The sequence below is a fragment of the Plantactinospora sp. B6F1 genome (genome assembly GCF_040120695.1).
Lineage (GTDB): Bacteria > Actinomycetota > Actinomycetes > Mycobacteriales > Micromonosporaceae > Plantactinospora.
This window is the reverse complement of sequence record NZ_JBEEAC010000040.1, coordinates 1-25,794: the sequence shown is the minus strand read 5'-3', so window position 1 is coordinate 25,794 and position 25,794 is coordinate 1. Positions and strand designations below refer to the sequence as shown.

At 70.5% G+C, this 25,794-nt stretch carries 19 protein-coding genes and 1 pseudogene; 13 read left to right on the top strand and 7 right to left on the bottom strand.

Going from position 1 to position 25,794, the window contains the following annotated elements:
• Positions 1–67: 67 nt before the first annotated feature.
• Positions 68–3,040, bottom strand: a complete 2,973-nt coding sequence (locus ABNF97_RS30235; RefSeq protein WP_349340606.1) for a 3-keto-alpha-glucoside-1,2-lyase-like domain-containing protein — start codon at positions 3,038–3,040, stop codon at positions 68–70.
• 480 nt (positions 3,041–3,520) lie between these two features.
• Here ABNF97_RS30235 and ABNF97_RS30230 point away from each other — a divergent pair, with 480 nt between their 5' ends.
• The gene (locus ABNF97_RS30230) at positions 3,521–5,494 is read left to right on the top strand and encodes an ABC transporter ATP-binding protein (protein WP_349340605.1); all 1,974 of its coding nucleotides are present in this window, start codon (positions 3,521–3,523) and stop codon (positions 5,492–5,494) included.
• Positions 5,495–5,515: 21 nt separating this feature from the next.
• Here ABNF97_RS30230 and ABNF97_RS30225 read toward each other — a convergent pair whose 3' ends face one another.
• Positions 5,516–6,118, bottom strand: a complete 603-nt coding sequence (locus ABNF97_RS30225; protein WP_130463519.1) for a histidine phosphatase family protein — start codon at positions 6,116–6,118, stop codon at positions 5,516–5,518.
• Positions 6,119–6,127: 9 nt separating this feature from the next.
• Positions 6,128–6,772: a transcriptional regulator gene (locus tag ABNF97_RS30220; RefSeq protein ID WP_207230557.1), complete on the bottom strand. Its 645-nt coding sequence runs from the start codon at positions 6,770–6,772 to the stop codon at positions 6,128–6,130.
• Between the two features lie 105 nt (positions 6,773–6,877).
• Between ABNF97_RS30220 and ABNF97_RS30215 the strand changes: the two genes are divergently transcribed.
• From ABNF97_RS30215 to ABNF97_RS30190, 6 genes are all read left to right on the top strand, one after another.
• The gene (locus ABNF97_RS30215) at positions 6,878–8,164 is read left to right on the top strand and encodes a PEP/pyruvate-binding domain-containing protein (protein ID WP_349340604.1); all 1,287 of its coding nucleotides are present in this window, start codon (positions 6,878–6,880) and stop codon (positions 8,162–8,164) included.
• Between the two features lie 107 nt (positions 8,165–8,271).
• Complete coding sequence (locus ABNF97_RS30210) at positions 8,272–10,056, top strand: gamma-glutamyltransferase family protein (RefSeq protein WP_349340603.1); 1,785 nt, start codon at positions 8,272–8,274, stop codon at positions 10,054–10,056.
• 274 nt (positions 10,057–10,330) lie between these two features.
• Positions 10,331–11,044, top strand: a complete 714-nt coding sequence (locus tag ABNF97_RS30205; protein WP_130463523.1) for a hypothetical protein — start codon at positions 10,331–10,333, stop codon at positions 11,042–11,044.
• 99 nt (positions 11,045–11,143) lie between these two features.
• A complete protein-coding gene (locus ABNF97_RS30200; protein ID WP_130463524.1) occupies positions 11,144–11,380 on the top strand; it encodes a preprotein translocase YidC in 237 nt (78 codons plus the stop codon).
• 272 nt (positions 11,381–11,652) lie between these two features.
• Positions 11,653–13,260: a glucuronyl esterase domain-containing protein gene (locus ABNF97_RS30195; RefSeq protein WP_349340602.1), complete on the top strand. Its 1,608-nt coding sequence runs from the start codon at positions 11,653–11,655 to the stop codon at positions 13,258–13,260.
• A 321-nt stretch (positions 13,261–13,581) separates the two neighbouring features.
• Positions 13,582–15,000, top strand: coding sequence for a glycoside hydrolase family 43 protein (locus tag ABNF97_RS30190; protein WP_349340601.1), 1,419 nt, complete (start codon positions 13,582–13,584; stop codon positions 14,998–15,000).
• Between the two features lie 48 nt (positions 15,001–15,048).
• Here ABNF97_RS30190 and ABNF97_RS30185 read toward each other — a convergent pair whose 3' ends face one another.
• Both ABNF97_RS30185 and ABNF97_RS30180 read right to left on the bottom strand, forming a co-directional pair.
• Positions 15,049–16,251 carry a fumarylacetoacetate hydrolase family protein gene (locus ABNF97_RS30185; RefSeq protein ID WP_349340600.1) on the bottom strand — a complete coding sequence of 401 codons (1,203 nt, stop codon included), beginning with the start codon at positions 16,249–16,251 and terminating at the stop codon, positions 15,049–15,051.
• Positions 16,252–16,629: 378 nt separating this feature from the next.
• Positions 16,630–18,111 (bottom strand): RICIN domain-containing protein, encoded by a 1,482-nt coding sequence (locus ABNF97_RS30180; protein ID WP_349340599.1) that lies wholly within the window; start codon positions 18,109–18,111, stop codon positions 16,630–16,632.
• Between the two features lie 360 nt (positions 18,112–18,471).
• Between ABNF97_RS30180 and ABNF97_RS30175 the strand changes: the two genes are divergently transcribed.
• The 5 genes and pseudogenes from ABNF97_RS30175 to ABNF97_RS34375 form a co-directional block, all read left to right on the top strand.
• The gene (locus ABNF97_RS30175) at positions 18,472–19,206 is read left to right on the top strand and encodes a M23 family metallopeptidase (RefSeq protein ID WP_349340598.1); all 735 of its coding nucleotides are present in this window, start codon (positions 18,472–18,474) and stop codon (positions 19,204–19,206) included.
• A 60-nt stretch (positions 19,207–19,266) separates the two neighbouring features.
• Complete coding sequence (locus ABNF97_RS30170; protein WP_130466091.1) at positions 19,267–19,974, top strand: TnsA-like heteromeric transposase endonuclease subunit; 708 nt, start codon at positions 19,267–19,269, stop codon at positions 19,972–19,974.
• Entirely contained in the window at positions 19,971–21,971 is a 2,001-nt protein-coding gene (locus ABNF97_RS30165) for a TnsB C-terminal domain-containing protein (RefSeq protein ID WP_349340597.1), read from the top strand. Before ABNF97_RS30170 ends, ABNF97_RS30165 begins: the two co-directional genes overlap by 4 nt.
• The gene (locus tag ABNF97_RS30160; RefSeq protein WP_130463527.1) at positions 21,968–23,059 is read left to right on the top strand and encodes a TniB family NTP-binding protein; all 1,092 of its coding nucleotides are present in this window, start codon (positions 21,968–21,970) and stop codon (positions 23,057–23,059) included. The genes ABNF97_RS30165 and ABNF97_RS30160 overlap by 4 nt, the downstream gene beginning before the upstream one ends.
• A gap of 4 nt (positions 23,060–23,063) precedes the next feature.
• Positions 23,064–23,441: pseudogene (locus ABNF97_RS34375) on the top strand (TniQ family protein); the annotation flags it as partial.
• A gap of 162 nt (positions 23,442–23,603) precedes the next feature.
• On the opposite strand, the gene ABNF97_RS30155 reads toward ABNF97_RS34375, so the two are convergent.
• Together ABNF97_RS30155 and ABNF97_RS30150 are read right to left on the bottom strand one after the other, a co-directional pair.
• Positions 23,604–23,933: a hypothetical protein gene (locus ABNF97_RS30155; RefSeq protein WP_349340596.1), complete on the bottom strand. Its 330-nt coding sequence runs from the start codon at positions 23,931–23,933 to the stop codon at positions 23,604–23,606.
• Between the two features lie 182 nt (positions 23,934–24,115).
• Entirely contained in the window at positions 24,116–24,448 is a 333-nt protein-coding gene (locus ABNF97_RS30150; protein WP_349340595.1) for a hypothetical protein, read from the bottom strand.
• Positions 24,449–24,469: 21 nt separating this feature from the next.
• On the opposite strand from ABNF97_RS30150, the gene ABNF97_RS30145 reads away from it, so the two are divergent.
• Complete coding sequence (locus ABNF97_RS30145) at positions 24,470–25,504, top strand: LysR family transcriptional regulator (RefSeq protein WP_349340594.1); 1,035 nt, start codon at positions 24,470–24,472, stop codon at positions 25,502–25,504.
• Positions 25,505–25,794: the final 290 nt, after the last annotated feature.

Below are 25,794 nucleotides of genomic sequence, written 5' to 3'. Positions count from 1 at the left end.
ACGGCCGTGCCGGGGGGCCGCCGGCTGCACCGCCGGTCGCCGGTGACCGGCGGTGCAGCGGAACCGGTCAGTTGAGTGGTTCGACCCAGATGTTCCGGTAGAAGAGGTTGGGGCCGGGGTCGCCGTGGTCCTGGAGACGGATCGGGCCCACCGAGGGCCCCTCCGGGGCTCCGCCGCCGGTCGGCCCGTCGATCTCGGCGTTGTCGTGCACGGTGACGCCGTTCCACACGACGGTCACCCTGGCGTTCTCCGTCTTGGCCCCGGACGGGCCGAACCGGGCGGCGCGGAATGTCACGTCGTAGGTCTGCCAGGTCTGTGGTGCGGTCGCGGCGTTCACCCTCGGCGCCAGCTTCTCGTAGATGGCGCCGCACTCGTTGGTGGCCGGGGTGGTGTCGCCGTACGAGTCGAGCACCTGCAACTCGTACCGGTCCTGGAGATAGATGCCGCTGTTCGCCCGGACCTGCCCGGTGACGTCGGCCGGCAGGTTCGGCAGCCAGAACTCGACGTGCAGCCTGAAGTCGCCGAAGCTCTGCCGGCTCCAGACGTCGCCGCCGGACACCTCCACTCCGCCGTTGCCCAGCGGCCAGGTCGGGGCGGCCCCGTTCGCCTGCTGGAAGTTGTTCATGGTGGTCCCGTCGAAGAGCGTGATCCGGTCGGCACCGCCGGAGCCGTACACCTCGAACTCGTAGATCCGGGCCGCGTTGTCGGTGCTGCTGGTCGGCGCGCTCACGGCGAGCCGGACGTACCGAGCCTGGGCGGCCGGGATGTCGTGCGTGGTGACGTTCGCCGTGTTGCCGGTGACGCTCGCGACCGTGCTCCAGGCCGTACCGTCGGTGCTGACCTGGACGGCGAAGTCCCGGGTGTTCCAGGCGACGTTCTCACCGCCGGCACCCGCGTGCCGGAGCACGACCCGGTGCACGCTCCGGACGACGCCGAGGTCGACCCGCAACCACTTGCTGGCACCGAGGGAGCACCACTTGTCGAGGTTGCCCGAGGTGGTGGTGCCGTTGACGGCCTTCGCCGGGCGCTCCGTCGCCGAGCAGGAACTGTCCGCCGTGGCCGGCTTGCCGAGTGCGAGGTTCACCGGTGGCGTCTGGCCGGGGATGGCGTTGAGGGTGTACCAGACCTCGGTGCTCCACAGCGCCTGGCCGTCGCTCGCGCTGAACGGCCGGGGCGAGCGGACGTGTACCACCCGGCCGGCCTTGAGTCCGTCGACGACCAGGGTGACCTTCCGGCCGTCCGCCGACAGCGTCGCCGAGGAGACCGTCAGCGTCTCCTCGTCCACTTTCGGCCCGCCGTAGGCGGCGGTCGGGACGTACCGCCACTGCTTTACCCGGTACTTCGAGGCCAGCCCGGTCGCGGTCGCCGCCGAGATCGGCTTGGTGTACTCGATCTCGAACCCGTTCGACCGGGCCCGCATCGCCAGCATGTCGAAACCGGTACTGCCGTTCGGGGTGATCTTCTGTAGGCCGTGGCTCAGCTTGCCCTCCTGGCCCCAGTTTCCGCCACCGTGCAGGCCGCCGGTGTAGAGGGCGCCGTCCGGGCCGACGCTGACCTCGGAGACGCCGGCCTCCAGCCCCTGAGTCATCCGGAACAGCGCGCCCTGGTACTCACCGTTGACCTTCTCCAGGTACGCCCGCTGGAGGCCGCCGTACGTCACGTCGCCGATCGCCACCTGTCCGGCGAAGACGCCCTCGGTCATCATCACCGGCGTGCTCGGCGAGTTGCCGATCTCGTTCTGCGGGAACCAGATGACCGGTGGGGTCACCGGGTTGTCGTCGAACGGCCCGGCCGGGTTGAGGTAGTGGTTGAAGAACCGGTCCTGCTTGATGTGCAACAGCTTGGACGCCGGCTGGTAGCCACCCTGGTTGTCGGTGACGAAGAGCCCGTTCTCCGGCCCCCAGCCGATGCCGTGCGGGGTGCGCAGCCCGCCCGCGAGGTACGACACCGCGCCGGTGCTCCGGTTCACCTTGATGGTGGTGCCCCGGTTTCCCGCCGGCTGCGGGTTCGTGGTGGCGCCGCCGTAGTTGATCGACACCGAGAGGTTCAGGTAGAAGAACCCGTCGGCGTAGAGCAGCCCGAACCCGAACTCGTGGAAGTTCCCGCCGAACGGCCAGGTGGCGACGGTCCGGTAGGTGTCGGTCACCCCGTCGCCGTCGGTGTCGTTCAGTTCGGTCAACCGGTGCTTCTCCGACACGTACATCCTGCCGTCGACGACCTTGATGCCCATCGGCTCCCGGAGCCCGCTGGCCACCCGGGTCCGGGTCACCTGGGCCGGGCCGGTGTTGCCGGTGACGTTGTCCAGCAGCCAGACCTCGCCGGCGGTGGTCAGCGAACCGCCCCAGGTCAGCACCGCGAGGCGTCCATCCGGAAGCCAGTCGAAGCCGGTCACCTGCGGCTCGAAGCCGCTGGGCCGCAGGTTCGTCAGGGTGTAGCCGGGATGTACGGCGTTCAGCGGCAGCCCGTCACCGGGCGAGTCACCGCTGGCCTCACACTCCTTGCGGCCGGGCGCGGTCACCCGGACGACACCGGCGTCGGTGCTCAGCACCGAGTTGGGCACGGTCACGAACGACGTCGAGCCGGGCGTGCGCCACTGCAGCGTCAACTGTTGGCCGCCGTCGCGCTCGAAGTGGTCGATCCGCAGCGAGTGGTAGCCGGTGGTGAGGACGACGGTGCCGTCCTTCGGGTCCGGTCCGTGCAGCCCGTCGTGGTCGACGACCACGGCGTCGTCGACCAGCAGCCGCGACCCGTCGTCGCTGATCAGCCGGAAGGTGTAGCTGCCGGCCTGGGCGATGTTGAGGTTGCCGAGCGCCTGGGCCAGGAAATGGTCCTCGAAGCCGAAGTCGGCCGCGCTCGTCCAGTCGACCACCGGCATCAACCTGTCCACGTTGGGGGTCTGCGCGGCCTTGAGGGTGCAGAGGTTGTTCAGCGGCACCTGCAGGTCGAACACTCGCAGGGTGACACCGGGCTCCTGCGGCGGCGGGGCGGCCGTGGCGGCGCCGGCAGGCAGGCACACCGCGGCGACGGCGAGCAGGGCCATGACCGAGCCCAGGATGGGTAGACGCGCGCGTCGGGGTGGTGGGAACACGTTTCCTCCCAGGGGTGAGCGGGACGATGGCGCACCGTCACGGCACGGCAAACCGCTCGGCGGCGCGCGCCGTGATGGCCGACCGGGACGATGGGTCCGATGGCTGACCGGGCACGCCGCTGCCTGGTGGGCAAACCCTACGATCGTTATGTTTAGATGTCCAGATGTTTCATCGCCGATCCCCCAACTTTCATAACGTTCGACAAAAGTTCGGGTCGTGTCGACACGATGTCAGTGTCAAAAATCCGTCGGAGCTGGTGTTGGCGTCCAGCGCCAATTTCAGCGCCGGGCGCTGCGGGCGTGTCGGGCTGAGCTCGCCCTACGGTCCATCCATGCCCTCCGGTCGCCCCGACGTCACCACCGGCCGGCCGGCCGGATCGCCGCTGCGCCTCGGAAGCACCGGAACCGCCGCTTCTGATCCGGAGGTACCCGATGCGCACGACGGACCGCCGCACAGCGACCCCGCCCGACCCGGCGCCGCCGGACTCGGTCCTGCCGGAACTGCGGGAGATGTGGTGGGAGACCGGAGTGCGGGCACGGGCCCAGGCGGGCCTGTTCGCCGTCTTCGCCGAACTCCCCCGCCTGGTCTGGGCCGCACTCGTGGTGAGCTGGCGGGCCGACCGGGTCCGCACGTCGGTGGTGGCGGCCACGACGGTGAGCGCGGGGGTGATGTCCGCGTTCGGACTGCTCGCCGCCCAGCGGGTGCTGGTGGAGCTGTTCGCTGGCGGACCCACCGGGGACAAGGTGATGGCGGCGCTGCCCGCGCTGGTCGCGCTCGCCGCGGTGACCACACTGCGGGCGGGAATGGCGACCGCGATGGGGTACGCGCAGAACGGGCTCGCTCCGAAGGTGGACCGGGAGGTGGAACGAGGGTTGTTCGAGGTGACCACCGCGGTCCGGCTGGAGGCGTTCGACGCCGACGCGTTCGCCGACGACATGGAGCGCGCCTCCCGTGGCGCGGACTCCACCACCGACCTGGTGCAGTCGTCGATGAACCTGCTCGCCGGGCTGGCCGGACTGCTCGCCGTGGCGGTCGCCGTCGTCGTGGTCCACCCGCTGCTGCTGGTGGCGCTGCTGGTCGCGACGGTGCCCAACGCATGGGCGGCACTGCGGGCCGGTCACCTGCGGTACCAGACCTACGCGGCCGGCTCGGTCCGTCGGCGCCGGCTCTGGCTGCTGCACCGCCTGATGGCCGAGCGGGCGTCGGCACCGGAGCTGCGGGCGTACGGGCTGCGCCGGTTCCTGCTCGACCAGTACGACCGGGTGATGGGGGTGGAGACCGCCATCCAGCTCGCCCTGGCCCGGCGGGTCACCACGACCACCACCGTCGGGGCGATGGTCGGCGGCATCGCGACGGCCGCGGTCTACGTCCTGCTCGGGCTGCTGCTCGTCGACGGCCAGATCCCGCTCGCCGCCGCGGCGACCTGTGTGATCGCCGTGCAGTCCGCGCAACGCTCCCTGTCCGTGGTCACCTTCCAGGTGGACCGGGTGTACACCGAGGGCCAGCACTTCCGCGACTACACCGGCTTCATGAACCGGGCCGCCGAGTACCTCCCGCCCACCGGGGTGACGGCGACGCACGCCGCAGCCGGCGGCCGGCTGCGTGAGATCACCGTGGAGGCGGTCAGCCTGCGCTACCCCGACCGGGGCAACCCGGCCGTCGACGGCGTGAGCCTCACCATCGGTGCCGGGCAGACGGTGGCCTTCGTCGGCGAGAACGGCTCCGGGAAGTCGACCCTCGCCGCCGTGATCGCCACCCTGCGCACCCCGACCGGCGGAACGGTCCGCTACAACGGCCGGCCGCTGCGGGACTGGGACATCGACGAGCTACGCGCCCGGATCGCGGTCGTCACCCAGGACTACCACAAGTGGCCGTTCACCGCCGCGACCAACATCGCGATCGGTGGCATCGCCACCGATCCCGACCAGGACCGCATCGAGGCCGCGGCCGCCCGCGCCGTCGCGCACGACATGATCCGTGAGCTGCCACACGGGTACGACACCCTGCTGGACCGCACCTTCGCCAACGGACAGGACCTCTCCGGCGGGCAGTGGCAGCGCATCACCGCCGCCCGTGGCTTCCTGCGCGACGCCGACCTGCTGATCATGGACGAGCCCTCGTCCGCCCTCGACCCGCGGGCCGAGAACGCACTGTTCCAGGCCATCCGCGACCGGCAGGGCCGGGCCAGCACGATCCTGATCACCCATCGGCTGGCCAACGTGCGCCACGCCGACCGCATCTACGTGCTGCACCACGGCCGGCTGGTCGAGGCCGGCACCCACGACGAACTGATGGCCACCGGCGGCCGGTACGCCGAACTGTTCGCCCTGCAGGCCGCCGGTTACGACGCCGGCCCGGCTGCCCCGGCGGCGCTGCCCCTGGAGACGGAGACCGCGTCGGCGTGAGGGCCCGCCCGCCGGGCGAGATCACGGCCGTCCGTCGGCCCGGACTCCGGTCCAGCGCAGATCGCCCCGGAGGTGGCTGAGGTCGTTGAACATCACCAGGGTGGGTGCCAGGCCGGTGCGGTACTCGATGACCGTGAGTCCCGTGTTGGCGCTGTCCAGGCTGAGCCACCGGACCGGCGGGGCCTGCAGCGCAGCGCGGACCAGCCAGGCGATCGGGTACGCGTGCGTGATCAGCACCTCGTAGCTGTCCGGGCGGCCCGGCTCCGGCACCGTCGCGAACCGGGCCAGCAGCGCGTCGGCCAGGCCGCTGCCCGAGGTGGCCTCCGCCTCGTCGTAGCCGTCGAAGAAGCCGGCCCAGCCCCGGGGCATCTCCGCCGGGCCGGGCACGTACGGCACGTGGTCGACGAGTTCGGGGGCTTCGGCCACCGGCACCCCGGGCAGATGTCGGGCCAGTTCGTGGGCGCTGGCCGTGGCCCGGGGCAGCGGCGAGTGCCAGATGTGGTCGATCGGCAGGCCGGCGAGTCGCTCGCCCAGCAGGGCCGACTGCCGGCGTCCGGCGTCCTTGAGTTCGCCGAACGCGTCCGCCGCGCCGTGTCGCGCCACGTACAGGTGTCGAGTCGCCACGGCAGGAACCTACCCGGCGCCCCGCTCCGCGCCGCGCGGGATACCCAGCGTCGAGAGCAGGTCCTCGTGCAACTCCATCCAGACGGCGTGACACGAGGCGACACCGACGCCGGCCACCCACTGCCGCCGCCCCGCCCGAGCGTGTGCCAGGGCGGCGGAGTACCGCTCGTCGTACCCGCCGAATCGGGCCAGTACCGCGGCCAGCCCGGCGACCAGCCGGGTCAGGTCCCCGGAGAGCGTGGCGAGTTCGTCGAGGACCCGGCCGTCCCACTCCGGGTCGCTGTGGTCGTTGGCCGCCAGCCGGTCGTCCCGGCTGGGTCGCAGCTGCCAGTCGGTGCAGGCCTGCACCAGGCGTCCGTTGCGGGACTCGAACTCCTGGTGCGCCCGCTGCACGACGGTCCGGGCACCGGCCCGGTCCAGCTCCTCGGCGAGCCTCCTGGAATCCTCGGCCCGGCCCCGCTCGGTGAGCGTCCACCCACCGGTACCCGCGAACTCCGCGTGCGTCACCCAGCCGTAGGCCTCGTAGTCCTTCAGCAGTTCGGAGACCGTCTCCTGGTCGAGGCCGGTACGCCGGGAGACGGTGGCGTCGTCGGCCATCCCGGTCACCCGGACGGCGTGCAGGACGAGCAGGTCCGGCGTTGAGGCGTGCGTCATGGCAGTGAGCATTTAGGTCCGTACGCCGGACGTCAACGCTGGCACCCGCCCGGGGTAGAGTCGGCGGAGATATCCGGTCCGGGAGCGGTCCGGCAGGGAGAAGCGGTGCTCATCGACCTGGCTGACGCCGAATCCGCGACATCCGGCGGTAAGGCCGCCGTGCTTGCCCGGCTCCTCGGGGCGAGACTGCCGGTACCGCCCGGGTTCGTGGTGCCGACGGCCGCCTACGAGAAGGCGGTCGCCGGACTCGATCTCGCCGACGCCGGCACCGCGCGGCGGCTGATCGAGCGGCTGCCCCTCGCCCCCGCGCTGGTCGACTCGATCTCCGGCGCGCTCGACCGGCTCGTCGGAGCCCCGGGCGAGGGCTACGTCGCCGTCCGTTCCTCGGCGAGCGGCGAGGACACCGCCGAGGCCACGGCGGCGGGACAGCACGACACCGTCCTCGGAGTCCGCGGGTCCGGCCCGGTGGCCGAAGCCGTACGCCGCTGCTGGGCCTCCCTGTGGTCCGAGCGTGCCGTCGCCTACCGAAGCCGGCGGGCGGCGGCGGTCTCCACCGGCGCGCCGACGGTCGCCGTGCTGGTGCAGCGCCTGGTGGACGCCGACGTCGCGGGGGTGATGTTCACCGGGACGGACATCCGGATCGAGGCGTCGTGGGGGCTGGGCGCCAGCGTCGTCGGTGGCCTGGTCACCCCGGACTCGTGGACGGTGTCCGGCGACACGCTCGCGCACCGGTCGCTCGGCGGCAAGGACCGGCGGATCGACCGGGTGGGCAGCCGGGTCGTCACCCGCGAGGTGCCGTCCGCCGACCGGCAGCGCTGCTGTCTCACCGACGAGGAGGTCGTCCGGCTCGCGAAACTGGGTCGCGACACGGCGGACCTGCTGGGCGGGGCGCAGGACATCGAATGGGCGATCGCCGACGGCCGGATCTGGCTCCTCCAGGCCCGCCCGGTCACCGCCGCACCGCCGAGCGCCGCACCGCCGAGCGCCGCACCGCCGAGCGCCGCGCGGCCGACCGCTGCACCATGGACCGCTGCACCATCGAGCGCGCCGTCGGGCCGTACGGCGGAGGGCACCGCCCTGACCGGTACCCCCGGTAGCCCCGGCGTCGCCGTCGGACCGGCGCGCGTGGTCCACGGCCCCGGCGACTTCGGCCGGGTACGCCCCGGCGACGTTCTGGTGTGTCGGACCACCGACCCGGCCTGGACACCGCTGTTCGGCGTGGTCGCCGCGGTGGTCACCGAGACCGGCGGCCTGCTCTCGCACGCCGCGATCGTGGCGCGCGAGCAGGGCCTGCCGGCCGTGCTGGCGGTTCCGGGCGCGATGACGGCCCTGCCGGACGGCGCGGCGGTCGAGGTCGACGGGAGCGGCGGTCGCGTCGGGCTGACAGGGTAGGTCGGGCATCCCGGCCAACGGTTGAGACGGGCCCGCGAGCAGGTCCTCGCGGGTCGGACGGTACCCCGGCCCGACGTCCGGGCCACCGGTTCGAGTGAGATGGTGCGATGACCTTCACGACCAGGCCAACCCTGCAGGGGACCTTCGGCATGGTGTCCTCGACACACTGGCTCGCCAGCCAAACGGCGATGGGAGTCCTCGAACGCGGCGGCAACGCCTTCGACGCGGCGGTCGCCGCCGGATTCGTCCTGCACGTCGTGGAACCGCATCTGAACGGTCCGGGCGGTGAGGTGCCGGCCATCGTGGCGACGGTCCGGGACCCGGCCCCGAGGGTGCTCTGCGGGCAGGGTCCGGCGCCGGCCGGCGCCACCATCGCGCACTTCCGGTCCCTCGGGATGGCACTCGTCCCCGGCTCCGGCCCGCTCGCGGCGGTGGTACCCGGCGCCGTTGACGCCTGGCTCCTGCTGCTGCGCGACCACGGCACGCTCCGCCTCGCCGACGTGCTGGAGCCGGCGATCGGGTACGCGGGCGCCGGCCACCCGCTGGTCGGTCGGGTCGGCGAGACCGTGGCAGCCGTACAGTCCCTGTTCGAGGAGGACTGGCACACCTCCGCCGCGCTCTGGCTCCGCAACGGCAGCCCCCCGATGGCGGGTGAGATGTTCGCCAACCCGGCCTACGCCCGGACGCTGCGGCGGCTGGTCAACGCCGGCCGGACGGTCGGTGCCGACCGGGAGACTGAGATCGAGGCCGCGCGCCGGGCCTGGCGCGAGGGTTTCGTCGCGGATGCGGTCGACCGGTTCAGCCGGATACCGTTCCAGGACTCCAGCGGGCGCCCGCACGCCGGCCTCGTCACCGGTGCGGACATGGCGGCCTACGCGGCGAGTTGGGAGGAGCCGGTCACCCTCGACTGGCACGGCTACTCGGTGGCGAAGACCGGCTTCTGGGGGCAGGGACCGGTGCTGCTGGAGACGCTGTCGATCCTCGACGCGCTGGACGACCCCCGGGGGTACGAGCCGGCCACCGCGGCCGGCATCCACGCACAGGTCGAGGCGCTCAAGCTCGCGTTCGCCGACCGCGAGGCGTGGTACGGCGACGGCGACGTACCGGGCAAGCTCCTCCTCTCCGCCGGGTACGCGCGGGATCGGGCGGCCCTGATCAGCGCACGGGCGTCGACCGAACTGCGGCCGGGGCGGCCCGGCGGCGCCGAACCACGGCTGCCCGCCCGGGTCGTCGCCGGTGCCGCGCGGCGGGCCGGTCTGGACGCCACGACGGGGGAACCGACGGTACGGGCGGACGGGGTGACCCGGGGCGACACCTGCCACCTCGACGTGGTCGACCGCTGGGGCAACATGATCTCCGCGACCCCGAGCGGCGGCTGGCTGCAGAGCTCCCCCACCATTCCGGAACTCGGCTTCCCGCTGGGCAGCCGGCTCCAGATGTTCTGGCTGGAGGAGGGGCTCGCCTCCTCGCTGGCCCCCGGTCGCCGGCCGCGTACCACGCTGAGCCCGACCATGGTGCACCGCGACGGCGAACCCGTACTGGCCTGTGGCACACCCGGCGGTGACCAGCAGGACCAGTGGCAGTTGCCGTTCCTGCTGCGCCATCTCGTCGGCGGTCAGTCGCTCCAGGAGGCCATCGACGCACCCGCGTGGCACACCGTCAGCCTGCCCAAGTCCTTCTATCCCCGTGACATGGAGCCCGGCGTGCTGGTGGTGGAGGAGCGGCTGGACCGGGACGTCCTGGCCGCGCTGCGCGGGTACGGGCACGAGGTACGGCTCTCCGGCCCATGGAGCCTGGGTCGGCTCTGCGCCGTGGCCCGCGACCCGGGCACCGGCCTGCTCTCGGCGGGAGCGAACCCGCGTGCCATGCAGGGGTACGCCTGCGGCCGTTAGGCCGGGCGGCCGTCGGTCCTGTGGCAGCTGGCCCGGACGGTGACCTACCGCGAAGATCGTCAAGGTTGGACTGTCGGTAGGCTTGGCGGTGCCGTGGTGCGCCTGGAATCCAGCGCCAAGGAGGCCCCGCCGTTCCCACAAGGGACAGCGGGGCTGACGCGGGCAGGACGCCCATCCGGGCTCGAACCGCCGGGACGCCACCGCTGCCCGCTTCCACCGGCCGGACCTTGTAACATTGCCGCGGTTCTTCAGTCGGCTGCTGAAACGAGACGACATGCGGTGGTTCCGGCGTCTGCTGGGCAGGGGGCAGATCCAGCACGATCCGGTCCGGCAGGAGGCGCTCCTGACGGACCTTCGGCACCGGTTCGGCGCTGGCGCGCAGGTCCGGTACGCCGACCAGGCCAACGCGGTCACCCAGCTGTTGGACGGGGACGACGGGCTGCTGGTGGCGGCCCGGGTCATCCGGGAGTTCGCCGACGCGGCCCACGCGGACCTGCTCGCCCAGGCCACCGAGCTGTACCGGCGTACCGGTCGCCGGCTCGTGGTCGACCGCCGGAACTACCGGCCGCTGTGGCGGGAGGCCGGACCGCAGCTGCGGTGGCCGCTGCTGGCGCTGCCGGGCGGCTTCCACCCGTACGTGCAGGTGGCCGGGGCGGTCACCATCCTCGGGACCCGGGCGCCTCGGCTGGTGCGGATGACCGACCCGAGTCTGCTGCTGCGACACGTGTTCGAGGTGCTCGACCTCACCGCCGCCGGCTGGGAGTACGGCCGGATCCGGGCCGATGTCGACGCCGCCGCCCTGGCCAACCGGTTGATCTCGACCGCGCAGCAGATCCGCGCGGCCATGGACGATCCGCCCCGGCTGCCGCCTCCGGCCCGGGAACTGATGCGGCGCAACAACAACATCGACGTCTACGACCCCACCGGTCACCGGGTGGTGAGCGCGATCAATCTGGGCGCGGAGATGAGACCGGCCCTGCTCGCCTGACTGTTCCGGGGTGCCGTGGGTAAGTGCACCTCGCGGACGGGCCCTCGTGGGCAACGGCGGTTGGCCGTCGCGTCCGGAAGTGTGTCGAGGGAGGCGGTCATGGGATACCGAGCGCGTCAGGGTGAGCAGCCGGTCGATCCGGACCGCGCGGAGGACGAGGACGCCCAGGCCAGGTTGACGCAGGTGGTCGCCGAGACGGAGGTTCCGGCACCGTCGGGTACGGACGAGCGGCCGGACGTCGTCACCGAGGACGACAGCTCCGGGATGGCCGGTGGCGCGTCGGGCGGTAGTGGTGGTACCTCGGCGACGACGGGGCATCCCGATTCCGTGCACTGAGCCGGCTTCCAGCGAGGCGGGCGGGGTTGTGATCACCGGGTGACGATGGACGCCAAGATCGGGTATCTCCGGTGCAGCATTGACATGTTTCACTGCTTTGTTCGAAACTTATCAATGTTGACATCGGCGATCGTCGATCGCCGTCCGTCGGGACCATCACCCCACCCGGAAGGAGAGCCCAGGTGGCCATCAGCTCGGGCTGCTCTAAGCTCCGTCCAACGGTCGTCGCGCTCGCGGCAGCGGCGCTCGCGGCCGTCGGAACGGTAACTGTAGTGGCGAAAACAACCACCGCCGAGGCGGCCGCCGACGTCGTCGCGGCCGCCTCGGCCGTCGAGGACGAGGGCGCCGACTGCCCCGTGCCCGGCTCCGGATCTTCGACATCCAACTCCAGACTGCCCGACCCGTTCCGGAAGATGGACGGTACCCGCATCACCAGTAAGTCGCAGTGGCGCTGCCTGCGGGCCGAGACCAGGGAGCTGGCGGAGCGCCACGTCTACGGGCAGAAGCCCGCCAAGCCGGCCAGCGTCACCGGGACGGTGTCGAGCAGCAGCATCACGGTGAACGTGTCGGACCAGGGCAGGAGCGCGAGCTTCTCGGCCGGCGTCCAGCTGCCGAGTGGCACCGGCCCGTTCCCGGCCGTCGTCGTCGTGGGTGGCTTCGGTGCGGACACCTCGACCATCCGGTCCGCCGGTGTCGCCACCATCAGCTTCGACCCCCTGGCCGTGGGCCGGGAGGGCACCCCCCGGAACAACAAGCAGGGCGCCTTCTACAGCATCTACGGCGCATCCAGCAGCACCGGAATCCTGATGGCCTGGGCCTGGGGCGTGAGCCGGATCATCGACGTGATCGAACAGTCCGGCGGCAACGTCCTGCGGGCCGACGCCATGGGCGTCACCGGCTGCTCCCGGTACGGCAAGGGCGCCTTCACGATCGGCGTCTTCGACCAGCGCATCGCGCTGACCATGCCGATCGAGTCCGGCAGCGCCGGCGTCGGCGCCTTCCGTTCGATCGCCACCGAGAGCGGAGCCCAGCCGCTGAGCAGCGCCTACTCGGAGCAGCCGTGGCTGGGAGACGCGTTCGGCTCCTTCACCGGCAACCCGAACAGCCTGCCGATCGACACCCACCAGATGGTGGGCATGGTGGCGCCGCGCGGGCTCTTCATCATGGACAACCCGCACGTCGACTGGCTGGGCGCCCGGTCGGGCAGCGTGGCGGCCCTGGGCGGTGCGGAGGTCTACAAGGCGCTCGGCGCCGGTGACAACATCACCTACTGGTCGGACGTCCAGGACGGCACCCACTGCGCCGTCCGATCCGAGTGGCGTACGCCGTTGCAGCAGAATCTCCAGAAGTTCCTGCTGAAGACGGGCAACGCCGCGGGCACGATGCGGATCTCCAGCCGGAAGGCCGGCAACCTCGCCGAGTGGCGGGACTGGCAGACCCCGATCCTGACCGACGGTCCCACCACGCCGCCCACCACGCCACCGACCACGCCGCCCACCACGCCACCGACCGGCGGGCCGACCACGCCGCCCAGCACGCCGCCGACCACGCCACCCACCACGCGACCGCCGACCACTCCGCCGGTCACCGGTGCCTGCTCGGCGACGGTGTCGGTCAACCAGTGGACGGGCGGGTTCGTCGCCACGGTCCGGGTCACCGCCGGCTCCGCGCCGGTCAACGGCTGGACCGTGGCGATGACGCTGCCGTCGGGTGCCACCATCACCAATGTCTGGAACGCCAACCGCAGCGGAAACAGCGGTGCGGTGCAGTTCACCAACGTCAGCTACAACGGCTCGATCGCCGCTGGCCAGTCGGCCGAGTTCGGTTTCCAGGGGTCCGGTTCCGGGTCGGGCATGAGTCCGACCTGCTCCGCCGGGTAGTTCCGACGCTCTCCGGAGCTTCACCCGGGCCCGGTGTGGGGGCGACGAGCCTCCGCACCGGGCCCCTGCGCGTCGTCCACCCACCGGCCGTACCCACCCATGCTCCATGGAGCAGATCGTGGAGCGGTGTCCGGGGCGCGTGGAGCAACTCCTGCTGACCGATTGGCCCTACCGAAGGGGCGAGGGCGGGTCGACAGTGTCCGCCGCCGGTCGGTCTGCAGGCGGCTTGTAGTCAGGCAAGGCATGGATTATGTTAGCGCTAACATCGACATTCACCCATTGCTGGAGAACTGCCATGACCCTCCGCCAACGGTCCACGCCGTGAACACCGCACCCACGCCGCACCCGCTGCCGCTGAGCCGTCGCGCCTTCACCCTGGGCCTGCTCGCGTCCGCTGCGGCCACCGCGACCGGGGTGACCATCAATCCGCGAGCCGCCTTCGCGGCGACCTACACCGGCTACGTCATGACCTACTTCACGGAGTCGCCCCAGTTCCAGGGCGCCGACTACGGCCTGCACGTCGCGGTCAGCCGGGACGGTCTGAACTGGACACCGCTGAACCAGAACAACCCGGTGGTCACCCCGACCGCCGGCGAACTCGGCCTGCGTGACCCGTTCGTGTTCCGCAAGCAAGATGGCACCTTCGTCGTGCTCGCCACCGACCTGCGCGGCACCGACTTCAGCCGGAACAGCCAGTACCTGCACGTCTGGGACTCGACGAACCTGACCGGGTTCACCGGGTACCGCCGGATCCGGATGCACACGCTGAACACCCACACCTGGGCACCGACGGCGTTCTGGGACGCGTCCCGGGGGCAGTACGGCATCGTCTACTCCGCCAACAACGGCGGCCGGGACGTGTTCATGGTGAACTACACGACCGACTTCCGGACCGTCAGCGCGGCCCAGGTCTACTTCAGCCCGGGCTTCGACGTGCTCGACGGCGACATCGTCGTCGACGGCGGCACCACGTACCTCTACTACAAGAACCTCTCGAACGGCAACCTCTACGGCGCACGGTCGGCCACCGGCGCTCCGAACAGCTACACCACCTACACCAGCGGGCTCCGGCAGGGCAACGCGATGGAGGCACCGCTGCTGGTCAAGCGGAACGACGGCGGTGGTTGGTGGCTCTGGGGCGACTCGTTCAGCCCGGTCAACGCCGACTACTACGCCTGGTCCTCCAGCAACATCGGCGCGAACGCGTGGACCGAGCTGAACCAGCGGGACTACACCCCGCCACTGAACGCCAAGCACGGCTCGATCCTCGGCATCACCGACGCCGAGTACAACGCCATGGTCAACCGCTGGGGCACGCCGATCTGGGTCCGGTTGAAGTCCGCCAACTTCCCCGACTACTTCGTCCGGCACGCGAACTACGTCGGCCGGATCGACCCGTACCCGTTCGACCCGTACCAGGATCAGATGTGGCGGATGGTCCCCGGACTCGCGGACCCGGCCGGGGTGTCGTTCGAGTCGGTGAACCGTCCCGGCAACTACCTGCGGCACTTCGACTACGCGGTCCGGCTCGACTCTCTCGACGACACCGCGACCTTCCGGGCCGACGCCACGTTCTACCGCACAGCGGGGCTCGCGGACGCGGCCTGGACCTCGTTCCGGTCGTACAACTTCCCCACCCACCACCTGCGGCACGCCAACTACCTGCTGCGGATCGACGCGATCAGCGCGAGTTCGCCCGCCGCGGACCGGCAGGACGCCACCTTCCGGCTGACCTCGTAGCCCTCCCCCGTCGGGTCGGGCGTCATCCGCCGCCCGGCCCGCGGACGTTCACAGCAGGCCCCGCCGGGCGAGACTGCCCATCAGGTCGCGGACCCCGAAGTCCCAGGGGTCACACTCCTCGCTGTGCCGGACGCGGTTGACCAGCGTGCCGAGCGGAGGGGAGCTGATCCGCACCACGTCGTCGACCTTGTGCGTGAACCCCTCCCCCGGGCGGTCCCGGTCCTGGATCGGCGCGAACATGGTGCCGAGCATCAGGACCGCGCCGTCCGGATAGTGGTGGTGTGCGCCGAGCAGCTGCCGTACCAGCGCCTCCGGGTCGCGCGAGATGCGCGACATCTGCGAGATCCCGTCGAGCCGGAACCCGTCCGCACCCTCGATCTCCAACATCACCTCCAGCCCGCGTACCCGGTCCAGATCGAACCGGTCGTCGAAGAGCCGGACGAGCGGGCCGAGGGCGCAGGAGGCGTTGTTGTCCTTGGCCATCGGCAACAGCAGTGCGGACCGGCCCTCGACGTCCCGCAGGTTCACGTCGTTGCCGAGGGTCGCCCCGACGATCCGGCCGCTGGACGCGACGACGAGCGCCACCTCCGGCTCGGGGTTGTTCCAGGTCGAGGCGGCGAGGACGCCGACCGGAACGGCGGTACCCACGGCGGAGAGGACCTGCCCCTTGGTGAAGATCTCGGCGTCCGGCCCGATCCCCACCTCGAGGTACTGGCTCCAGACTCCCTCGGCGACGAGCATCTCCTTCAACCGCGCCGCCTCCGCCGAGCCGGGGGTCAGTTCCTGCAGGTCGGCGCCGACCTCGGCGAGCAACCGTTGCCGGATCTGCGCCGCGAGCGCCAGGTCGCCCCGGGTCCGCTCCTCGATGACCCGCTCGATCAGCGAGACCGCGAAGGTCACCCCGGCGGCCTTGAGCGCCTGGAGGTCGACGGGCGCGAGCAGCCACGGCCGGTCCCGGTCCCGGGCGGCCAGACCGGTGTTGGCGAGCAACTCCGCGAAGTCACCGACCCGCCGGCCGGCGAGCCCGGCCACGACCGTGGCGGGATCCGGCAGCTCGCAGATGTCCCGGACGGTGGCGAAGTCGGCGCTGATGTCGAGGACGGCACCGTCGCGGACCACCACCGGCGACGGTCCGCCGACGGCCGGATCCCAGATCCGGCCGACCAGGACGCTCCGCTCGGCGTCGTCCGGCAACGCCTCGGCGGCGGTCCCGAACCAGTCGGCGTCCGTCTCGGGCGGTGGCAGGATCACGGGGCGACACTCCCAGGCTGGCGAGGGACCGCTCGTCCCGGAACGATGTCGTCGACGGCGTCCCGGAACATGAGCAGGGCTGCGGCGTGCAACGATACCGCCGGATCGCCCGAAGATCGAACTGCCGGATCGCCCGCAGATCAGACCGGCGAGAGTGCCTCGACCCGACCGCTGCGACATCTCCCGACCGCGGACGATGGCTCTCGAAGAGAGACGTAGCCGGCTCCCACGGGGGAAGGAGTCGGCTACATCGAGTTGGAACTATAGGTCACGCCGGTCCGGAGAGCAAAGGCACCACCGCCGGCCGCGCAGCCGGCGCGGAGCGGCCAACCCGGCCCCGGGGTTCCGGACCGGGCTGGCCGCCGCGGATCGGCCGGATCAGGTGCCGATGTTCGCCTGCGGCCCGGCGTACGTGCGCAGCAGCGCGGGCACGGCGGCGGCCGGGTCGAGGCTGTACGAGTAGAAGCTACCCGGGTTGAACGCCGAGCCCTTGGCGGTGACCTTGCCGGAGTCCCAGGGGCTGTTCACCAGGATGTTGCCCCGGTTCACCAACTCGCCGGCCTCGACGTAGTACGGGTTGCGGCTGTTCTCGAAGTAGCTGTTCTCGACCACGCCCTTGGTCAGGCCGCGGATGTAGTGGCCGTACGACGAGGTGTTCTGGACGTAGTTGTTGTACAGGTGGCAGTAGGCGATGTTGTCCGCGCTCGGGTTACGGGTCCGGGTGTTCTGGAACCAGTTGTGGTGGATCGTGATCCGGGCTGTGACGTTGTCGGTCCAGCCGATCCCGAACGTCTTGTTGTTGTCGACCAGGTGGTTCCAGGAGACGGTCAGGTTGGTGGTGTCCTTGCGACTGTCGATCAGGCCGTCGTTCATCCGGGACAGCCGGTTGTGGTCGATCCAGATCCGGTTCGCGGTGTCCATCTGGATGGCGTCGTAGTCGTACGCGTCATCGCCCGGGTCGTCGTCCGGCATCAGGGTGTCGCGGATGGTCAGGTTGCGGATGATCACATTGCTGACCCCCGCGCCGAGGAAGAAGCCCCCGCCGACGATGTGTCCGCTGGTGCCCACCCCGATGATCGTCTTGTTCGAGGCGACCCGCAGCTCGGTGCCCCGGGGACTGATCGTGATGGTGCCGGCCACCCGAATCACGTACGGGGCGCTCGCGGTGACGTACTGGTTGAGCTGTGCCTGGGTGTTGACCGTGACGGTCTGCCCGCCGGCCCCGCCGGTGGTGCCCTGCGCGAAGCCGTCCGCCGTGTTCGACCAGGTCCGTCCGCCGGTCGGCGTCGGTTGGGGACTGCCGCCGACCTGGTTAAAGGCCCACTGCATCCGGGCCACGTCCGCACAGCTCTCCTGGACGATCGGGTTGCCACCCGCCGTCGAGCCGTCCCGGTCACTGACGCACAGCCCACTCGCCGCACTGGTGATCCGGTACTTCCCCGGCGCCGCCGACGACGCCGGGAAGGACCACAACTGGTTCACCTTCGTGCCGTCGCCACAACCCCACTGCTGCAACCGCAGACCCGACACCGCGGACCCCGACGGCACGTCCAGGCAGCGGGTGCTACCGACGTTCACCAGGTTGAACCGCCCTGCGGACGCCACCACCCGCCACTGCTGGCGCGCCGACGCCGAACACGACGCCTGCTGCACCAGGGCACCGTTCTCCACCGAGCCGTCCGCGACCTCCAGGCACTTGCCGGACGCTCCGACCGCGAGGGTGTAGACACCGCCGGGTGCGGGCGTCCCGGCCGCCCGGGACGGCAGCGCCGACACCGCCACCACAGCGGCGGGCACCATCAGGGCCGCCGCCCCCGCCGCCAGCACACGCCGAAGCGCCGGGGAAACTCGTCTAGACATCGACTATCCTCTCTGTTGCAGGATGGCCGGCCGGGTGGGGGTGCGACGGGTTCGCAGGTCTGAAGCGTCGCCGACAGTGGCCAGGTTGGTCCGGTCCGATGGGGGCAGGACCGGCTGCGGGACCGCCGACGCCGAGGGTGGTACCTCGCGACCTCGTCGGCCGTCATCGTGAGAGCCGGGTAGCCGTCGCCGGCCCGGACGGGCGACGGACCGATCGACTGGTGGTTGCCCGGCCACCGATCGATCTCGACCCACCTGCGAGGCTATGCCAGAGCGTAGGACCAATCAATCGACGAACCGGGCCCTCGTTTGGGGTACCCGCCGGCCGGCAGGTTGCCGCCGTCTGCCATCCTCGGGGCGGTGACGACGGGCCCGCCGACCAGACGCCGCAGCCGCCGCCCCCGGAGCCGTACCACCCGGATCCTGCTGATCCTCACCGCGGTCGCCTCGGCGGGGGTCGTGCTCGCGGCGGCCGTGGTCGTCTGGCTGCTGTTGCGGCCGCCCGGTCCACGCCCGCTGTTCCAACTGCCGGTCGCCTGTGGCGAGACCTGGCAGCTCGGCACCTATCCCGGGCACGACGACTACGACGTCGACCTCTTCCCGACCGAGGGCGAGGCGTGGGGGCGGCCGGTGCTGGCCTCGTACGCCGGCCGGGTCACGGTGGCCGGGATCAACGGTTCGCTCGGCGGTCGTACCCCGGAGAACCCGGACGGCCCGCGCGGCCGGGGCGGCGGCTACTGGGTGAAGATCGACCATGGCGGCAAATGGGAGACCCAGTACCTGCACCTGCTCGAACCGCCGATGGTCAGCGTCGGTCAGCGGGTGGAGCAGGGCCAGCAGATCGGGCGGGTCGGCAGTACCGGCAACTCCGGAGCCCCGCACCTGCACTACGAGCAGCGCCGGGGCTGGCAGAAGGTCGAGACCTACTTCGACGCCGAGCCCTCCGGGATCACCCACGACGACACCGAGTACACGGTCACCCGGACCAGTGTGGTTCTCATTAGATCTTTCGGTTTCTCAAGATTATGTCGGTGTAGTTATCGGTTCCGACATGTCGCTGAGAATCCGTCGGCGCGGCGCGGTGGTAAACGGTGATCGTTCCGGGAGGATTCTACCGTGCCCGCCGCGCTCCGTAGTCGTCTTGCATCCGTTGGGGTGATCTATCGCCCGGTCGGCGGTGAGCTGGTCGAGACGACGTTGGAGCGGGTTTCGGTGGAGGAGTTGATGGCGGCCGGGCCGGTGCGGGAGTTTCGCTGGTACAAGGGCCGTACGTTCTATTCGGGCTGGTACTGGTCGGCGACGACGGGCGGGATGGTGGCGTACGAGAGCCGCCTGGAGTTGGCGCGGATTCTGTTGGCGGACTTTGACTCCAGCGTCTGCGGCATGGTCGCTCAGCCGTTCCGGATTCAGGAGCAGACCGGGTCGGGGCTGCGGCGTCACGTTCCGGATCTGCTGCTGCGTCATCACGACGGCCGGGTGACGGTGGTGGATGTCAAGCCTGGGCGCCGGCTGGCGGATCCGCTGGTGCGACAGGTTTTCGGCTGGACGGCGGAGCTGGCCGGGCTGCGCGGATGGGACTTCGAGACGTGGTCCGGCGCGGACGCGGTGCTGCTGGATAACGTGCGGTTCCTGGCCGGGTATCGGAGGCCGTGGCTGATCGACGCGAGTCTGGTCGAGCCGATCCTGGAATCGGTTGGCGCACAAGGCGTTATCGGCGAGATCGAGCAGGTGATGGCCGGTGTCGCGCCGGCGGAGCGGGCGCGGCCGGTCCTGCTGCACCTGCTGTGGTCGGGCGTGTTGCGGACGGACTTGTCGAGGCCGCTTGGATCGGCATCGCCGATCTGGCGGACGGAGAAGCGTTGAGCGACAATGTGATCAGCCTCCGCGCTGGCAGGCGGCTGCTGTTCGACGGCGAACTGGTTCAGATCGTGGAGCTCGACGGAACTGGGGTGAGTGTCCGCAACGAGCGCACCGGCCAGTACACGGCGGTGACGCTGGGCCGACTGGTCGCCGGATGCACGTCGGCCGAGCCAGCCGCGCGGGCCCTGCCCACGGATAGCGTTGGCACGACGCTGGCGGCGCTGTCGAAGGATCAGCGGCGGCAGGTCGCGCAACGGGCCGCCCACGTCCGTGAGTTGCTGGCCGCGGACGGTTCGACGTTGCAAGAGCGGTTGCAGTCCAAGGCGTCTGAGCTGGGGCTGACCATCCGCACGCTGGAGCGGTGGCTGGCCGGATACCGCCGTGACGGCGAAGCCGGCCTGGTCGACACCAGGGTCATCCGGGGCCGGGGCAGCACCGTCGATCCTCGCTGGGACGACGCGGTGCGGTCGGTGATGGCGCAGATGGTGGCCGCGTCCACACCGAGCCGGTCGGCGTTGCTGGCCCGGGTCGAGGCGTTGCTGGAGCGCGAGTATGGGCGGGGTGTTGTTCGGGTTCCGTCACAGGCCACCGCCTATCGGCGGCTGGCGGAACTGGCCAAGGGCACCAACGCGGTCTCGGGCAGCGCGAAGGGACGCCAATCGATCGCCGACCGGCCGCAGGGCGTCTACGGGCGGCTGCGCGCGACCCGGCCGGGTGAGTACGTCATCCTCGACACTCAGGACCTCGATGTATTCGCGATGGAGCCGGTGACCTGCCGGTGGGTCGGCGCGCAGCTGACGGTTGCGCAGGATCTGTTCACCCGCTGCATCGTGGGCCTGCGCGTGACACCGGTGTCGACCAAGGCGGTCGACGTCGCCGGGACGCTCTACGAGACGGTCGCCGGACGCCAGGCACCAGCGTCCTGGCCGCAGGACGCTGTCTGGCCCTATCACGGGGTCCCCGCGAACGTCGTCTTCGACGAGGACGGCCCGCCGATGGCGGGCCCGGTCTGCGCGCCGGAGACCCTCGTGGTCGATCACGGGAAAGTGTTCCTGTCGGCGCACGTGATCGCGGTCTGCACCCGATTGGGCATCTCGATCCAGCCCGCCCAGCAGCACAAGCCCACCGACAAACCCACCCTCGAGCGGTTCTTCCGCACCCTGCGGGAAGGGCTCATCCAGCATCTGCCCGCTTACAAGGGCCCGGACGTCTACTCGCGTGGCGATCGGGTCGAGGCCGAGGCGTTCTTGTTCCTGCACGAGCTGGAAGACGTGATCCGCGAGTGGATCGCCATCGTCTACCACCGCAGCAAGCACGACGGGTTGACGATTCCGCAGTGGCCGCACCTGCGGCTGTCCCCGGCGGAGATGTTCACCATCGGGGTCGGTAGGGCCGGGCTGCTACGCATCCCCGCCACCGCGCAGCTGACGCTGGACTTCCTGCCGGTGGTCGCGCGCACCATCCAGCACTACGGCGTCGAGGTGAACGGGTTGCGCTACAACGGCGCGGCGTTGGACGGCTACCGCAACGCCACCAGCCCCTATGGTGGCGTGCTGGCCGGGAAGTGGCCGATCCGGATCAATCCCGACGACGTCCGGCACGCCTGGTTCCAGGATCCAGCCGACGGCAGCTGGCACCGCCTGGACTGGGAGCACAACGCCTTGCTGAACACCCCATTCTCGGCCGAGGCCGCAGCGTATGCCCGGCGCCTCACGGTCGCCGCCGGCGAGGCGCTGGAACCGGCGAAAGCCCTGGCAGAGCTGCTACAACGCTGGGACGCCGGCCTGATCGCCGACCGGCGGGAACGGCGCATGGCCGCCCGACTCGCGGCCGAGTACGCCGCCCTGCCCGCCGCGCCGCCAACAGACGCATCGGCACCGTTACCGCCTACGCAACGCACGGCGGCAGACCTGGCAGCAGTGGTCATCGACAGCGACGATGACGACGACACCGACCTCGACGACGGGTTCTACGACGACGCGTTCGAGGTCTTGTCATGAGCGCCAACGTCTACACACTGTCGCGTAAGGAAGGCTGGCAGCGGTGGGCTGACGCACCAGCCCGCGTCCGCCCAGAAGCGTTGGCGCCCAAGCAGGTCGCCCGTTTGGGCGAGGATGTCAGGGCCGACTACAACGACGCCCGCCATGACTGGCACGCCAACTTCGGTATCCTCAAGACGCCGCAGCTGGCCGCGATCCATGACGAGCTCGATCAGATCGTGGCCACCAACCGGCAGGACCCCGACCGCATCCGCGGTGCGGCCGTGATCGACGCGCTGCCCGGGTTGGGCAAGACCACCATCGCCAACGTGTTTGCCCGTGACTTCGACCGCGCCCAGCGCCGCCGATTCGGTGCCCTGACCGACGAGGGCCATGAACGGCTGCCGGTGTTCCGGGTCGGACTGACATCCCGGACGACGCTGCGCACCCTCAACCGGATGATCTGCGAGTTCTACGGCCATCCCGGCACCGACCGGGCCAACGCCGCCCAGCTGGCCAGCTTCGCCGTCGACTGCGTGATCTCCTGCCAGACCCGTATCGGGATCATTGACGACCTGCATTTCATCGACCCGAACCGCCGCGACGGGGTCGAGGTGTCCAACCATCTGAAGTGGCTGGCCAACGAACTGCCGGTCACGTTCATCTATGCCGGAGTAGGGCTGGCGGAGCGGCGGTTGTTCGCCGAAGGGCTTACCGGCGACCGCGCGGTCATGGCCCAGACCGCCCGGCGCTGGACCCGCCTGGAGCTGCCACCGTTCCACGTCGGCGATCAGGCCGGCCGGCGGCATTGGCAGAGCCTGCTCAAGGCCACCGAACGGCAGCTCGTGCTCGCCAAGGCGCACCCTGGGATGCTGGTCGAGTTGGCCGACTACCTGTTCGCTCGGACCACCGGGCACATCGGCTCCTTCATCACCCTGATCATCCGAGGCTGCTACAAGGCGATCCGCACCGGCACGGAACATCTGTCCGAGCAGATGCTGGACACGATCCGGATCGACGAGGCGTCCGAGGCCGCCCGGCACCAGTTGCAAGCTGGCTTCGCGGCCGGGAAGCTGACCAGCCGCCCCCGCAGGGCTACCCCCGCCTGAGCCGATGGAAGCGTCTCGCGCGCTGCCGCTGCGCGTCCGGTTGGCAGGTGGGGAGAGCCTGCACTCCTGGTTGCTTCGCCTGGCGCACCGCAACGGCATGCCGCTGCTGCGGCTGGCCCCGGTACTCGGGTTCGGTGACCGGCTGCGCGTCCCGCACAACTACGCGCTGAGCTGGCGGCTGCCACCACAGTTGTTGCGGCGCGTCGAATCTCAGACCGGGCTCGCGCCTGGTGCCCTCGATGCGACTGTCCTCGACCGGTTCGAGGCGCTGGGCTGGAAACCGATCCCCGGTTCCCGATACTGCACCCGCTGCCTGGCCGAGTCGGGCGGCGTCTGGGGCGTCCGCTGGCAGCTGCCGTACACGTTCGCCTGCCTGCGTTACCACACACTGCTGGCCGCGGTCTGCCCCGGCTGCCAGCGCCCACCCCAGGGCGCCGGACTGTCGCTACGCGCCGGGCTGCTGCCCTCGACCCGGTGCACGCTGGGCGCCCGCCGTGAGGCACGCCTCTGCGATGCGGACCTGCTCACCCACCCGCCACAACCCCTACGCTCCGGCGACGCTCGGCTCGCCGCGCAAGCCTGGATCGACGAACGCCTGAACCGGATGGACGTCCACGACGTCGTCGAGCTTCGCGACCTCGACGTGTTGGCGTTGTGGTTCCGCCACCGCGTCGAGCCCGCCGAACTGCGCCATCTCGGTGAGGCCACGGTCACCGCGATGATCGAGTACCGCGCCGACAACCACGGCATCAAACGCGACCAAGCCACCGCGCCGCTCATCGCTGCGGCGATGAGCGTCCACGCGATCGGTCTGCTGCGCGCTGACGACCAGCAGCGTTACCGATGGTTCCGGCCGCTGCTGCGCGACGTTCACACCCAATACCGACGTGGGCAGTCTCCCTCATCACGCGGGCCGATGATCCTGTCCCACAAACGACTCGGCTCCGTGTCGGAGCCGTTGCAACGCAAGCTCCTGATCAGCGCCGATCCGCACCTGCCGGTCAGTGAGAGGCTGCGTTACCGCACCTGCACCCCGACACCCCGCCCGCCCGAGCCTCAGTCGACGGCAGCGGCCGACCGGGCAAGGCACATCCCGCAATCCCTCTGGCCCGAGTGGGTGATCAGGCTCGGTCCCCGGCACGGGTCTCGCACCGACGACACCGCCGTGGACATTCCCGCCGCCCTGCTCATCCCCGGCAACCCGGTTTCACCGACGTCGCGCTCAGCCAGCAGCAGTGGGACGACATCTGCCGACGCGCCGAAGCACACCCGGGCACCGCCACCCGGCACCTGCACGCCCGCCGCTACCTGTTTCAGCTGCTCACTGGTGCTGACCTCGGCAACCCGGTACACCCGCTGGCGTTTCGTACTTCCCTGCAGCGCGAGCACTACCTGTCCTGGCAACGCGACATGCCCAGCCCGCTGCGCCGCGAGATCCGCCACCACGCCGCCGGCCTGCTCACGGCGGCGGGAATCGACGAACCGCTCACCTGGAACCCACCCCCCGAATGCGTCGCCGGGCTTGACCTGCCCGGCCGCGAACCCGACGACATCGACACCGACCGCCTTCACCTGCTGCTCGTCGTCAACGGGCTCAAACCCAAAGCCGCCGCGCGACAGCTCGGCGTCAGCATCGAGCACGTCCGCCACGCCGTGGAGAACCTGCACCGTCCCGCGCCCGACTACGCCAGCAACAGCCCGGTAACAGCCCGCAAGGTCCGCGCCCGCGCCGCCGCGCTGCTGACCCGCGACTTCTTTCAACGCGAGAACGTCGGCGCCGGCAAAGACATCAGCACGCTCATCGCCGAAACCGGGTTCTCCCGCAAGATCCTCGACGAGTACGCCAGACTGGCCGGCTTCACCTTCGTCCGCACACAGGCAAAGCAACGAATCAAGATCCCGCACGCACGCAGCGGCGACCGCATCGACCGCGCCTGGCTACAAGAGCAAGCCGGAACACTGTTCCGCGCCAACGACGACATCGGCGCCGAGCTCGGCCTGCGCGGCGAAACGATCCGCCGCTACCGGCGCGACTATGGAATCCCGGGCCGCGCCAGCGGATCAGAGGGCCACGTCGTCACCAACCTGCACCACCCCGACCTGCCGCGTGACATCCGCCGCGCCGCCGAAGGACAACGCAACGGCTGGCAACGCCTGCGACGCTTCCAGCAGATCATGGCCCACCCCAGCATGAACACCGCAGCAGCGGCGCTCGGGCTACACACCCAGAACCTCAACCTGCAGATCCAGCGCCTCGAAGCCGACATCGGCGCGCCCATCCTGCAACGAGCACCACACCGCTACGCGCCGATGGCTCCCACCAGCTGCGGGCAACGCCTGCTCGACCACCTCGCCCGGCCAGACATCCGCGAACTGCTGGACCGCTACGCCGACGCCAACGCCCGCCCCAAATGCGGACCATACAGGCGTTCTACCCAGCAGTAACGCACCCGACAACCGTAACGGATGCGTCGCCGCTAACCACCGCGCGGACAGTCAACCCCGCACTCCACAACCCTCTCGCCGAAACACGGCCAAGCCAAGATCATGGCAACATCACTCGTGAGTAGTGTCAACGCTACTGAACGTGGAAGTTGCGACCTTCTAATACTCCAACGTCACTTCGCCTGTCTGCGCTGGTAGTGGGATCGTCGGGCTCGGGCTTGGGATGTTCGTCGCCAGATCGACCAGTGCAGGGTGTGTTCTGGCGGTGGCGATGTGGCGAGGACGAAGGC

Coding starts and splice junctions, on each gene's coding strand:
- ABNF97_RS30145 (WP_349340594.1), top strand. CDS start 24,470: ATGCCCAGCCCGCTGCGCCGCGAGATCCGCCACCACGCCGCCGGCCTG.
- ABNF97_RS30180 (WP_349340599.1), bottom strand. CDS start 18,111: ATGTCTAGACGAGTTTCCCCGGCGCTTCGGCGTGTGCTGGCGGCGGGG.
- ABNF97_RS30220 (WP_207230557.1), bottom strand. CDS start 6,772: ATGACGCACGCCTCAACGCCGGACCTGCTCGTCCTGCACGCCGTCCGG.
- ABNF97_RS30200 (WP_130463524.1), top strand. CDS start 11,144: ATGGGATACCGAGCGCGTCAGGGTGAGCAGCCGGTCGATCCGGACCGC.
- ABNF97_RS30210 (WP_349340603.1), top strand. CDS start 8,272: ATGACCTTCACGACCAGGCCAACCCTGCAGGGGACCTTCGGCATGGTG.
- ABNF97_RS30235 (WP_349340606.1), bottom strand. CDS start 3,040: ATGGCCCTGCTCGCCGTCGCCGCGGTGTGCCTGCCTGCCGGCGCCGCC.
- ABNF97_RS30230 (WP_349340605.1), top strand. CDS start 3,521: ATGCGCACGACGGACCGCCGCACAGCGACCCCGCCCGACCCGGCGCCG.
- ABNF97_RS30205 (WP_130463523.1), top strand. CDS start 10,331: ATGCGGTGGTTCCGGCGTCTGCTGGGCAGGGGGCAGATCCAGCACGAT.
- ABNF97_RS30160 (WP_130463527.1), top strand. CDS start 21,968: ATGAGCGCCAACGTCTACACACTGTCGCGTAAGGAAGGCTGGCAGCGG.